This is a genomic window from Winogradskyella ouciana, assembly GCF_965284585.1.
Taxonomy (GTDB): domain Bacteria; phylum Bacteroidota; class Bacteroidia; order Flavobacteriales; family Flavobacteriaceae; genus Winogradskyella; species Winogradskyella ouciana.
Map to the genome: position 1 here is coordinate 2,621,834 of NZ_OZ260095.1, position 12,539 is coordinate 2,634,372.

Consider the following 12,539-nt stretch of genomic DNA (forward strand, 5'->3'; position numbering starts at 1 on the left):
CTAGCTATTCTTTTCTATAAGTTCATTGGCCCAGCTAAAAGCGTCATCTAATTCGGTAAATATTTCAAAAGATTTGGTAAAAAACATTTGCTCAATTTGAGCATTAACCTTGGCTTTATAATTACTGGAGACCACGGCAAACCCTATTAGATTGTCAATTTTTGCAGTTTCATAGTAGATTTTTGGATCTACGGAATACGAATTGACTCTATGTGTTATGTAAACGAAAGGTTTGTCCGCATAGTAAGCGTCAGTTACTTCCACCAAAACATTGTTGTAATCTGGTGTAATATTTACTCCTTCTTTCATAACAACAACGACATAGTGATCATAAATCGTCATATCACAAAAGTCGAAGGTTAGGGATTCTTTCATGATTTAATAATTCAAAGGTTCCCTTAATATATAAAAAAACTCCTCAAATATTGAGGAGTTTTTAGTGTTTATTTTCTAAGTGTTTAGGACTCAGTAGTCTTGCTTGAAGATTTAATTTTAATCTTCAATTTATCATTTTTAGAATCCAAATCCATGGTAATGGTATCACCTTCATGGATTTTAGAATTGATAATCTCCTCAGCAAGAGCATCTTCCACATATTTTTGTATAGCTCTGTTTAAGGGTCTTGCGCCATATTGCTTATCAAATCCTTTTTCAGCAATATAGTCTTTCGCTTTAGCTGTTAATTTAAGTTCATAACCTAAATCTTTAATTCTGCTTATAAGCTTCACTAATTCAATATCAATAATCTTATTGATATCTTCTTTTTCTAGAGCGTTAAAGACAATGACATCATCAATTCTGTTTAAGAATTCTGGCGCAAAGGCTTTTTTAAGTGCGTTTTCAATGACTGCTTTGGCATAATCACTTTCTTGAGCTTCTTTAGCAGAAGTACCAAAGCCTACACCAGTTCCGAAGTCTTTTAATTTGCGCGCACCAATATTAGAAGTCATAATAATTATGGTGTTTCTAAAATCAATTTTACGACCAAGGCTATCCGTTAAGTATCCATCATCAAGAACCTGTAATAACATGTTGAAGACATCTGGATGTGCTTTTTCAATTTCATCTAAAAGTACTACAGCGTATGGCTTACGTCTAATTTTTTCAGTAAGCTGACCACCTTCTTCATAGCCAACGTATCCTGGAGGTGCTCCAATTAAACGAGATATCGCAAACTTCTCCATGTATTCACTCATGTCAATGCGTACTAAGGCGTCATCACTATCAAATAACTCGCGAGCCAATACTTTTGCCAATTGAGTTTTACCAACTCCTGTTTGGCCTAAGAATATAAACGAACCTATTGGTTTATTAGGGTCTTTTAATCCAGCTCTGTTTCTCTGAATTGCTTTAACAACTTTTGCAACAGCAGTATCCTGACCGATTACTTTTCCTTTAATAAGGTCTGGTAATTGAGACAATTTATTGATTTCAGTCTGTGCAATTTTGTTTACAGGAATACCTGTCATCATAGATACGACATCAGCTACATTATCTTCGGTAACCACTTCTCGGTGCTGTTTGGTTTCTTCTTCCCATTTTTCTTGGGCTGAAGCAAGCTCCTTTTCTAATCTTTTTTCATCATCCCTTAGCTTTGCAGCTTCCTCATACTTCTGTTTCTTTACAACACTGTTTTTGGTTTCCTTAACCTCTTCTAGCTTCTTCTCTAACTCTAGAATCTGCTTAGGCACGTCAATATTTGTTATATGAACACGAGAACCTGCTTCGTCTAAGGCATCAATGGCCTTGTCTGGAAGGAATCGCTCAGTCATATAGCGATTAGTTAATTTTACACAAGCTTCAATTGCGTCATCTGTATAATCAACATTATGGTGTTCCTCGTATTTACCTTTAATATTATTTAGGATTTCAATTGTCTCTTCAACAGTTGTTGGTTCAACAATGACTTTTTGAAAACGACGTTCTAAGGCACCATCTTTTTCAATATACTGTCTGTATTCATCTAAAGTTGTGGCTCCAATACATTGAATCTCTCCTCTAGCAAGAGCAGGTTTAAACATGTTAGAAGCATCTAAACTACCAGTTGCTCCACCAGCACCAACGATTGTATGAATTTCATCAATGAAGAGAATAATGTCATCATTCTTTTCTAGCTCATTCATTACCGCTTTCATTCGCTCTTCGAACTGACCTCTATATTTTGTTCCAGCAACTAGACTAGCCAAGTCCAAAGTTACTACACGCTTATTAAATAAAGTACGCGATACTTTTCGCTTTACAATTCTAAGTGCCAATCCTTCGGCTATAGCAGACTTACCAACACCAGGTTCTCCTATTAAGAGAGGGTTGTTTTTCTTACGTCTGCTCAATATCTGAGATACACGCTGTATTTCTTTTTCTCGACCCACAACAGGATCTAGTTTACCTTCTTCGGCAAGAATGGTTAAGTCTCTTCCAAAGTTATCTAAAACAGGTGTTTTAGACTTCTTGTTTGTTTTGCTAGATTGGCTTCCACCAAACGGGTTTTGTTTTGCATCCTCTTCTTCTTCATTTGCATCATCATCTGAGAACGATTCTGACTTTGGCTCATCTAGGTAATCATCTTCGCTTGTAATCATAGATTTAAATTCTTCTTTAACGTTGTCATAGTCAACTTTAAGTTTGTTCAACAATTTAGTAGTTGGATCATTTTCATTTCTTAAAATACACAATAATAAATGTGCAGTATTTATAGAGGTACTCTGAAACAGTTTTGCTTCTAAAAAAGTTGTTTTTAAAGCACGCTCAGCTTGCCTTGTTAAGTGCAAGTTTTTCTTTTCGTTAGATGTTGTTGTTATATTAGGATTAGCAGGGCTTAAAATTTCAACTTTTCGTCTCAAATGATTAAGGTCTACATCCAATGAACTTAATATATCTATTGCCTTTCCGTTTCCGTCACGCAGTAATCCCAACATTAAATGTTCGGTACCAATAAAATCGTGACCTAAACGCAGAGCTTCCTCTTTGCTATAAGCTATAACATCTTTAACTCTTGGGGAAAAATTATCATCCATAGTAAATTCCTTTCTGCTTTAAAAATAGTAAAAACATATTATCTAAAGAACAAAAACCATACCTTAAATATTATGTGTAAACGAATAGACTAAAAAAGCATTTTAAATCAAAGCAAATATCAAGATACTTATTAACGAAAAAGATATTAAAAATTGTTAATAAAAACTCCTAAAAACAAGCCTTAAATTCTCTTTAAACACTACCAAATTGGTTATATTAGCACGTTTTGAAAACCTACAAAAAATCTAATTAATTTTATATATGGCAGAAGGAGAAAAACTCATTCCAATTAACATTGAAGATGAAATGAAATCGGCTTACATTGACTACTCAATGTCAGTCATTGTGTCACGCGCGTTACCAGATGTAAGAGATGGTTTAAAGCCAGTACATAGACGTGTACTTTACGGTATGCACGAACTTGGTGTTAGATCAAATACAGCACATAAAAAATCGGCAAGAATTGTTGGTGAAGTTTTAGGTAAATATCACCCACATGGTGATACTTCAGTTTATGACACTATGGTGCGTATGGCCCAAGAGTGGAGTTTGCGTTATATGTTAATTGATGGTCAAGGTAACTTTGGTTCGGTTGATGGCGATAGTCCAGCAGCAATGCGTTACACTGAGGCTAGAATGCGCAAGATTTCTGAAGACATGTTGGCAGATATTGACAAGGAAACAGTAGATCATAAATTAAATTTTGATGATACGCTTGAAGAACCAACGGTTTTGCCAACGCGTATTCCTGGTCTTTTGGTTAATGGAGCATCTGGTATTGCAGTTGGTATGGCTACAAACATGCCTCCGCATAACCTTACGGAAGTTGTTAATGGTACTATAGCTTATATAGACAATAACGACATTGAGATTGATGAGTTGATGCAACATATTAAGGCACCAGATTTTCCTACTGGAGGAACAATTTATGGATACGATGGTGTAAAGGAAGCTTTTCATACAGGTCGTGGCCGAATCGTTATACGTGGTAAAGCCAATATTGAAGAAGTTAATGGACGTGAATGCATTATCGTAAACGAAATTCCTTACCAAGTCAATAAAGCAGATATGATTAAGAAAACTGCAGACTTGGTAAATGATAAAAAGCTCGAAGGTATTTCTACCATAAGAGATGAATCTGATAGAAACGGAATGCGAATCGTTTATGTTTTAAAGCGTGATGCAATTCCTAATATTGTACTTAATAAATTATACAAGTACACCGCATTACAATCGTCCTTTAGTGTTAATAATATAGCTTTAGTAAATGGACGCCCACAATTATTAAACTTAAAAGAACTAATTCACTACTTCGTTGAACATAGACATGAGGTTGTTGTTAGACGTACTACTTATGAATTACGTAAAGCTGAAGAACGTGCTCATATTTTAGAAGGCTTAATTATAGCTTCAGACAATATTGATGAGGTTATTAAAATTATTCGTGCATCTTCAAATGCAGATGAAGCTCGAAATAATTTAATTGAACGCTTCAAACTTTCCGAAATACAAGCCAAGGCCATTGTTGAGATGCGTTTGCGTCAGTTAACTGGTTTGGAGCAAGACAAATTACGTTCTGAGTACGAAGACATAATGAAAACTATAATAGACCTTAAAGATATCTTAGACAAGAAAGAGCGTCGAATGGATATCATAAAGGAGGAGCTTGAATTGGTAAGAGATAAATATGGTGATGACCGTCGTTCGGTTATAGAATATGCAGGCGGTGATTTGAGTATCGAAGATATGATTCCAGACGAAAAAGTTGTCATTACTATTTCGCATGCAGGTTATATTAAACGTACTTCACTAACGGAATATAAAACCCAAAATAGAGGTGGAGTAGGTCAAAAAGCATCGACTACTCGTAATGAGGATTTCTTAGAACACCTATTTGTAGGTACTAACCATCAATATATGCTGTTCTTCACACAAAAAGGAAAATGTTTCTGGATGCGTGTTTACGAAATTCCTGAAGGAGCTAAAACATCTAAAGGAAGGGCTATTCAGAATCTTATAAATATTGAGCAAGATGATAAAGTGATGGCTTTCATTTGTACACAAGACTTAAAAGACCAAGACTATATCAATAGTCATTATGTCATTATGGCGACAAAGAAAGGTCAGGTTAAGAAAACATCTTTAGAGCAATACTCTAGACCTCGTACTAATGGAATTAATGCGATTACGATTAGAGAAGATGATACATTATTGGAAGCAAAGCTTACAACAGGAGAGAGTCAGGTAATGTTAGCGCTTAAATCGGGTAAAGCCATTCGTTTTGAAGAAGCCAAGACCAGACCAATGGGAAGAAATGCTTCTGGTGTTAGGGGAATTAGGCTGCAAGACGAAAAAACAGATGAAGTAATAGGTATGATTGCAGTAGATGATATGGATAGCAATATTCTCGTTGTTTCTGAAAATGGCTATGGAAAACGTTCTAGTTTAGATGATTACAGAATTACCAATAGAGGCGGAAAAGGTGTAAAAACTATTTCTATTACAGAAAAAACAGGTAACTTAGTATCTATAAAGAATGTGACAGATGACGATGATTTAATGATTATCAATAAATCTGGTATTGCTATTCGTATGGAAGTCGCTGATTTAAGGGTAATGGGAAGAGCAACACAAGGTGTAAAACTCATTAACTTAAAAGGCAATGACTCTATTGCTGCAGTAGCAAAAGTCATGAAAGATGACGATGAAGATGTTGAAGAGTTAGATTCTGAGTTGTCTGACAATCAGGCACCTAATGAGGATGGCACGGCTATTGATAATAATGAAACTGAAAACTAAAAATTAACAACAAAATTATTTATTACAAGATGAAAAAATTTATGACATTAATGTTGCTTTTGGCTATTACATCTATGTCTTTTGCACAAAAGAGTGAAGTAAAAGCTATTGAAAAAGCAGTAAAAAATTCAAATTTTGCTGATGCTAAATCTGCTGTAGCGGCTGCAGAAGCATTAATTGGAAATATGGATGATAAGACCAAGGCAAAATTTTATTTTCTTAAAGCTCAAGCACTATACGCTAATGGTGCCGGTACCGACGCAAATGTTGACGAAGCAATTGCTACTTTAGATCAGCTCAAGGAGTTAGAATCTGGAATGGGCAAACTCAGGTATACTGAAGAGGCTAACGAAATGAAATCCCAGATGTTCAATTCTTTTATAACTAAAGCTAATAATGCTTTTAATAATAAGGATTACAAAACAGCCGCAAAGAGGTTTGAGAAAATTTACAGAGTTTCACCTCAGGACACCATGTACTTATTCAATGCTGCATATTCTGCGGTAGAAGATCAAGATTATGACACAGCCTTAGATTACTTTATTCAGTTAAAAGATTTAGGCTATACTGGTGTTAAAATGAACTACTATGCTACTAATAAAGAGACTGGTGAAGAAGAAATATTTGCTGATAAAGCAGGTAGAGATTTGTCTGTAAAGACATTAAAAACCCATGTTAAGCCTAGAGATGCCCAGTCAGAATCTAGGAGAGCGGACATAGTAAAAAATATAGCCATCATTTATGTTACTAAAGGTGAAAATGAAAAAGCCTTAAGTGCTATCCAAGATGCAAAAGAAGATAATCCTAATGATTATAATTTAATTCTTTCAGAAGGTAATGTTTATCTTCAATTGGGTAATACAGATAAAGCTGCTGAGTTATATAAGGAAGCTTTAAATATGGACCCAGAAAATCCTGAATTAAATTACAATGTAGGTGTATTGGCAATGGAAGCTGAGCAATACGATTATGCAATTGAAGCTTTTAATAAAACCTTAAAGTATAAGCCAAGTTATTCTGATGCAGCTTTAAATTTGTCTGCTATAGAGATCAATAGAGGTAATGCACTGAATGACGAAATGAATTCATTAGGTACATCATCAGCTGATAACAAACGCTATGAGGAATTGAGATCTCAAAAGAATGAGCACTTTCAAAAAGCTGCAGAACATCTAGAAAATTATGTAGAGAAAAACCCTAATACCAAAAATCTTGATATTCTTGGTCAATTGAAGAATATATACAGTGCATTAGGTGAAACTGAAAAGTTTAAGGAGATGAGAGCAAAAGTTGAAGAAATTGAAGCTGGTTCTGGTGGAAATTAATCTTTGAAACTATAAAATTAAAAAGCGACTATTACCAAAATAGTCGCTTTTTTTATACAATCTTTTTAATGACTCTTAGCCTATGTGTATGTGAGTTTTTGTCAACATTATAGATACCGCTATGGTCTAAACGATCTATTCGCACTTTACCGTGTGCATGGATAATGTAATTGTTTTCCATAATAATACCTACGTGGATGATATCACCTTCGGCATTATCAAAAAACGCTAGATCGCCAGGCTCACTCTCTTCAATAAAACTTAAAGCCATACCTTGAGCTGCTTGTTGAGAAGCATCTCTCAATAATTTGTACCCATTTAGCTTATAAACCATTTGTGTAAAACCAGAACAATCAATTCCGAAGGGTGTTTTTCCTCCCCATAAATACGGAGCATTCAAATACAAAAAAGATGTTTGGATTATGTTGTTCTTTTCATTTTTTGATGTCAACCTATTACCATCAAATTTGTGCTTAAGAAGCTCTAAGCTATTTAAATCAGACCCAAGTGGAATTGGGTAGAGATTATTTGATGCATCGGAAACAAACTCTACTAAATCTTTCGATAAATTTATATCTGCTTCTAATAATAATTTGTACTGAGATTCTTCAATCTCTAGATACTGTTTATTATCTATCCACCCTTCATATTTGTCATAGGCAAAACGAATACGGCTCCATTTCTTTCGTTGCTCAAGCACTTTAAACTGATCACCATACAGAGCTTGCGTTACCATTTCACTAGTATCGCTAGGTTCTAATCGTATGGGTACAATTCCTAAATTGCAAATGCCGTATTGCATAGAAAAGTTTTAAGCGCGCTCTAAGACCATTGCAGATGCACCACCACCACCATTACAGATAGCAGCTGCACCAATTTTGGCATTATTTTGATGCAATACATTAATTAGGGTGACAAGGATTCTTGCACCAGAACATCCTAAAGGATGACCCAATGAAACTGCACCACCATTAACGTTTACATTGTCGTCGGATAATCCTAAAATTTTCATGTTTGCTAAACCAACAACTGAGAAAGCTTCATTAAATTCAAAATAATCAACATCTTTTAACTCAATATTTGCTTTAGCTAACGCTTTTGGTAATGCCTTGGCAGGCGCAGTAGTAAACCATTTAGGTTCTTGTGCTGCATCCGCATAACTTTTTATAGTTGCAATTGGTTTTAATCCTAATTCATTAGCCTTTTCCCTGCTCATCAGTACCATTGCTGCCGCACCATCATTAATAGTGGATGCATTTGCAGCGGTAACCGTACCTTCTTTGGTAAAAGCAGGACGTAAAGTAGGAATCTTTTCCATCTTTACGTTGGTGTATTCTTCGTCTCGATTAACTATTATAGGCTCACCGCGACGCTGTGGCACTTCAACAGGAACGACTTCATCATCAAACTTACCAGCATCCCAAGCTGCCTTAGAGCGCTCATAAGATTGGATTGCGTATGCATCTTGATCTTCTCTGCTAAACTTATATTCCGTGGCACAAGCATCCGCACAAACTCCCATGGCATGTTTTTCATAGGCATCTACCAATCCGTCTTTTTGCATACCATCTTCAAGTGTTGCAGGTCCAAATTTAGTAGCACTTCTTGCATGGTAGTAGTGTGGTATTGCACTCATGTTTTCCATTCCACCAGCTACAACAATTTCCGCATCTCCAAGTTGAATAGCTTGGGCAGCTTGAGTAATGGCTTTCATACCAGAAGCGCAAACTTTATTAATAGTAGTACAAGGCACTGTATCTGGAATACCTGCATAAATTGCGGCTTGTCTTGCTGGGGCTTGTCCTGTACCTGCTTGTACAACATTTCCCATCAATACTTCATCAACCAATTCAGGTTTTAAACTAATTTTATCTAAAGCTCCTTTAATTGCAGTAGCGCCTAATCTTGGTGCCGGAACACTAGATAAGCTTCCTAAAAAACTTCCTATTGGTGTTCTTACAGCAGATACAATAACTACATCCTTGTTCATTATATTTATGTTTTATTTAGTTGCTGCGAAATTAATCAATTTTTGAGAGATTTTAGAATGTAATTAGGATTATAGCAGCCTAAAATTTTATTATTTCTTACTTTTGATTGTGTATGAAGGAACTTCTCAACAAATGGTACAAAAATCATGCATTAGTATATAAAATACTATTGTTTCTGTCCACTACATTATTTATAGTCTATCTGTTTCCTAAGACAGGGAAGTTTAGATTTTCTTTTGAAAAAGGAAAGCCTTGGCAGTCCGAAAACTTGTATGCCCCTTTTAATTTTGCGATAAAAAAAGCACAGGAGGAGATTGAGAGCGAAAGGTTGGAGGTAGAAAACAACGCTTCGGTATATTTTGATTTAAATACTGAGGTTAAGGATTTAGTGCTGTCAGAATATTTAAAAAAATTCAATCAAACATTTAAAGACACATTAGATTTAAACACCAATGAATCTAGTCTATATAAGAAAGGAAGATCTTTTGTTGACTTGCTGTATTCTAACGGCATTTTAGATACGGACTATAATTACCCCAACACTAAGCCAGTGGTTTTAGTATCTTCAAACACAATTGAAAAGCAACTACAGTATGAAGATTTAATTGAAATCGGACAATTGCGACAACGTCTTGATGATCATTTTTCAGAATCACCATCTGCAGATCGTAATAAAATCATCTCTCTCTTTTTTGATATTGTAAAACCGAATATTACACTAAACGAGAGTTTAACCCAAAACGCCTTAGAGGAAGAACTTTCTCAAATTTCCCAAACCCGAGGTAGTATAGATAAAGATCAGCTCATTATTTCAAAAGGTCAAGTCGTTGAGGATGAAGAGTATATAATATTAAATTCCTTAAAATCTGAGTATGAATCCCAAGTTTGGAATACCGCAAATTATAACTGGGTGCTTGTCGCATACACCTTATTGGTTGCATTAGCGCTTTTAATGTTATTATTATTCTTAAGAAAGTACCGTATAGAGGTGTTTTTGAACAACACAAAAGTCACCTTTATATTTTTCAATGTAGTTATAATGATTCTGTTAACTACGTTGGTAATTAGCTATAATTCTCAGTATATCTATGTTGTACCACTTTGTATTTTACCATTGGTGTTAAAGGCATTTTTTGATGCTAGGTTAGGGCTTTTTGCACATGTGCTTACCGTATTGCTTTTAGGATTTATAGTACCTAATAGTTATGAGTATATGTTCTTACAGATAATCGCGGGAATTGTAACTATACTTACCGTTTCAGAATTATATAAGCGTGCTAATTTATTTATTTCAGTAGGTCAAATAACACTTATTTATATAATAGCATATTTTGCATTTTTTGTAATTCAAGAAGGACAGGTAACAAGCTTAAAATGGGAAACTTTCGGCTTGTTTATATTATGTGGTTTGGCAACATTATTTGTACAACCTTTAATATACATTTATGAAAAGGTATTTGGACTGGTTTCTGACGTATCCTTACTTGAGCTTTCAGACACAAACACAAAATTATTAAAGGAGCTTTCTAATAAAGCACCTGGAACTTTTCATCATTCTTTAAACGTGGCCAATTTAGCTGAAGCTTCTGCAAATGAGATTGGAGCAAATGCTATGCTTGTAAGGGTAGGCGCTTTGTATCATGATATTGGTAAGATGAAAAATCCAACTTATTTTACTGAAAATCAAAGTACAGGCATAAATCCGCATGATGAATTATCGAATCGCGAAAGTGCCAGAGTTATAGTAAATCATGTTATAAAAGGTATAGAGATTGCAAAAAAGCACAATTTACCAGATCGTGTGATTGATTTTATAAGAACACACCATGGTACAAGTATGGTGTATTATTTTTATATGAAGGAAAAAGCAGAAAATGAAGATTTAAAATTAGAGGATTATTCTTACCCTGGACCAAAGCCTTTTAGTAAAGAAACGGCTATTTTAATGATGTGCGACAGTGTTGAAGCCGCTTCAAAAAGCCTTAAAGAACCTACAACTACAAAAATTAATGACTTTGTAGAGAGTATAATAGACAAGCAAATGGAAAATGGTCAGTTTCTAAATGCCAACATTACATTCAAAGAAATTCAATCGATTAAAAAAGTACTAAAACATAAGTTGGCAAACATATACCACCTTAGAATTGAATACCCTGAGTAATAAAACAAAAAAGCCTCACTATTTCTAGTAAGGCTTAATGTGATCGCACTAGGATTCGAACCTAGGACCGCCTGCTTAGAAGGCAGGTGCTCTATCCAGCTGAGCTATGCGACCCTTCAAGGATTAACTACGTTGATCCTGAAAATAGGTTGTTGTAAAAAGCGTTGCTTTTTACAAAAGCTTCCAACAAATTTTTATGAAAATAAATTTTCAACAAAATCTTATTTAAGCTTTTTGTCGGGGTGGCAGGATTCGAACCTGCGACCTCCGCGTCCCAAACGCGGCGCGATAACCGGGCTACGCTACACCCCGAAAAATTGGTTATCAATTCAATATTGCGGAGAGACCGGGATTCGAACCCGGGCAACACTTACGCGTTGACAGATTAGCAATCTGCTCCATTACCACTCTGGCACCTCTCCAAAATTAAAAGAACATTTCTTAAAATTCCACAAACAACAAATAAAATTTCTTTTACCTGTTAAGCGGGTGCAAATGTAACTTTTCATATTAAAGAACGCAACAAATTTTTTGAATTTTTTGTCAAATTTCTAATGACTTTGATAACGACAATTATATACTTAAATTTATCTCATTATGTCTAAATATAAAAATGACAGGGCCTTCACTGACTATGTGCACAAGCATATGGCTACTAACATAATTTATAAACCATTGCAATGGACTGAAGTTCAGCTTAGAAAAGATTATGCCAAATATATAGATATGATGGACGGTATCGACTATGTGTTTAGATGCGGAAATGAAATTAAAACAGTTCAAGAACGCTTTAGGGATAAAAAATATAACAGTTTTTCTGATTTTACAATTCGATATAGAAGAGATGAAAATAAAATTGAAGACCGTCATGAGTCTGAGTACTATAAGATAAAAGCACATTATTTCACCTACGGCATCATAGATAGCACTAAAGCAGAAATAAATAAGTCAACAACCTTTCTTAAATATGCAATTATCGACTTACAAAAAGTCTATCAAAAGTTGGACGCTAGAGACATTTTTATTTCAGATAATGGTAAAAACAAATGTAGAATAGTTGATGGTAACCGTATTGAATGCCCTGTAAAATACAACACAGATGGCTCGTCATCATTTTTTCCAATTGATATTTCTTATTTGGTTAAACTTTGGGGAGATGACATTATTATTTCTCAAAAGGGGTTTTTATAACAGTTAAAATTTAACTCTATTTTGTCAATAGAATATGTCATTTTTCAATAGCTTCGT

General features: G+C 34.8%; 8 protein-coding genes and 3 tRNA genes. 4 read left to right on the plus strand and 7 right to left on the minus strand.

The features are described 5' to 3' along the window. Together ACQ65V_RS11695 and ACQ65V_RS11700 are read right to left on the minus strand one after the other, a co-directional pair. The gene (locus tag ACQ65V_RS11695; RefSeq protein ID WP_430468039.1) at window positions 1–375 is read right to left on the minus strand and encodes a hypothetical protein; all 375 of its coding nucleotides are present in this window, start codon (window positions 373–375) and stop codon (window positions 1–3) included. 83 nt (window positions 376–458) lie between these two features. Then, complete coding sequence (locus ACQ65V_RS11700; RefSeq protein ID WP_430468040.1) at window positions 459–3,014, minus strand: ATP-dependent Clp protease ATP-binding subunit; 2,556 nt, start codon at window positions 3,012–3,014, stop codon at window positions 459–461. A gap of 262 nt (window positions 3,015–3,276) precedes the next feature. Between ACQ65V_RS11700 and gyrA the strand changes: the two genes are divergently transcribed. Further along, the gene (gene gyrA, locus ACQ65V_RS11705) at window positions 3,277–5,814 is read left to right on the plus strand and encodes a DNA gyrase subunit A (protein WP_430468041.1); all 2,538 of its coding nucleotides are present in this window, start codon (window positions 3,277–3,279) and stop codon (window positions 5,812–5,814) included. A gap of 29 nt (window positions 5,815–5,843) precedes the next feature. After that, window positions 5,844–7,139: a tetratricopeptide repeat protein gene (locus tag ACQ65V_RS11710; RefSeq protein ID WP_430468042.1), complete on the plus strand. Its 1,296-nt coding sequence runs from the start codon at window positions 5,844–5,846 to the stop codon at window positions 7,137–7,139. Between the two features lie 52 nt (window positions 7,140–7,191). Here ACQ65V_RS11710 and ACQ65V_RS11715 read toward each other — a convergent pair whose 3' ends face one another. Both ACQ65V_RS11715 and ACQ65V_RS11720 read right to left on the minus strand, forming a co-directional pair. Continuing rightward, window positions 7,192–7,941 carry an NlpC/P60 family protein gene (locus ACQ65V_RS11715; RefSeq protein WP_430468043.1) on the minus strand — a complete coding sequence of 250 codons (750 nt, stop codon included), beginning with the start codon at window positions 7,939–7,941 and terminating at the stop codon, window positions 7,192–7,194. 9 nt (window positions 7,942–7,950) lie between these two features. Then, complete coding sequence (locus tag ACQ65V_RS11720) at window positions 7,951–9,129, minus strand: acetyl-CoA C-acyltransferase (RefSeq protein WP_430468044.1); 1,179 nt, start codon at window positions 9,127–9,129, stop codon at window positions 7,951–7,953. A gap of 113 nt (window positions 9,130–9,242) precedes the next feature. On the opposite strand from ACQ65V_RS11720, the gene ACQ65V_RS11725 reads away from it, so the two are divergent. Continuing rightward, window positions 9,243–11,291: an HD family phosphohydrolase gene (locus ACQ65V_RS11725; RefSeq protein ID WP_430468045.1), complete on the plus strand. Its 2,049-nt coding sequence runs from the start codon at window positions 9,243–9,245 to the stop codon at window positions 11,289–11,291. A 40-nt stretch (window positions 11,292–11,331) separates the two neighbouring features. Here ACQ65V_RS11725 and ACQ65V_RS11730 read toward each other — a convergent pair. The 3 genes from ACQ65V_RS11730 to ACQ65V_RS11740 all read right to left on the minus strand — a co-directional run bounded on the left by ACQ65V_RS11730 (window position 11,332) and on the right by ACQ65V_RS11740 (window position 11,713). Continuing rightward, window positions 11,332–11,405: transfer RNA gene (locus ACQ65V_RS11730), tRNA-Arg, on the minus strand. A gap of 123 nt (window positions 11,406–11,528) precedes the next feature. After that, window positions 11,529–11,603: transfer RNA gene (locus ACQ65V_RS11735), tRNA-Pro, on the minus strand. Window positions 11,604–11,629: 26 nt separating this feature from the next. After that, window positions 11,630–11,713: transfer RNA gene (locus tag ACQ65V_RS11740), tRNA-Ser, on the minus strand. A gap of 175 nt (window positions 11,714–11,888) precedes the next feature. Between ACQ65V_RS11740 and ACQ65V_RS11745 the strand changes: the two genes are divergently transcribed. Beyond that, complete coding sequence (locus tag ACQ65V_RS11745; protein WP_430468046.1) at window positions 11,889–12,482, plus strand: hypothetical protein; 594 nt, start codon at window positions 11,889–11,891, stop codon at window positions 12,480–12,482. Window positions 12,483–12,539: the final 57 nt, after the last annotated feature.

Coding starts and splice junctions, on each gene's coding strand:
- ACQ65V_RS11695 (WP_430468039.1), bottom strand. CDS start 375: ATGAAAGAATCCCTAACCTTCGACTTTTGTGATATGACGATTTATGAT.
- ACQ65V_RS11700 (WP_430468040.1), bottom strand. CDS start 3,014: ATGGATGATAATTTTTCCCCAAGAGTTAAAGATGTTATAGCTTATAGC.
- gyrA (WP_430468041.1), top strand. CDS start 3,277: ATGGCAGAAGGAGAAAAACTCATTCCAATTAACATTGAAGATGAAATG.
- ACQ65V_RS11710 (WP_430468042.1), top strand. CDS start 5,844: ATGAAAAAATTTATGACATTAATGTTGCTTTTGGCTATTACATCTATG.
- ACQ65V_RS11715 (WP_430468043.1), bottom strand. CDS start 7,941: ATGCAATACGGCATTTGCAATTTAGGAATTGTACCCATACGATTAGAA.
- ACQ65V_RS11720 (WP_430468044.1), bottom strand. CDS start 9,129: ATGAACAAGGATGTAGTTATTGTATCTGCTGTAAGAACACCAATAGGA.
- ACQ65V_RS11725 (WP_430468045.1), top strand. CDS start 9,243: ATGAAGGAACTTCTCAACAAATGGTACAAAAATCATGCATTAGTATAT.
- ACQ65V_RS11745 (WP_430468046.1), top strand. CDS start 11,889: ATGTCTAAATATAAAAATGACAGGGCCTTCACTGACTATGTGCACAAG.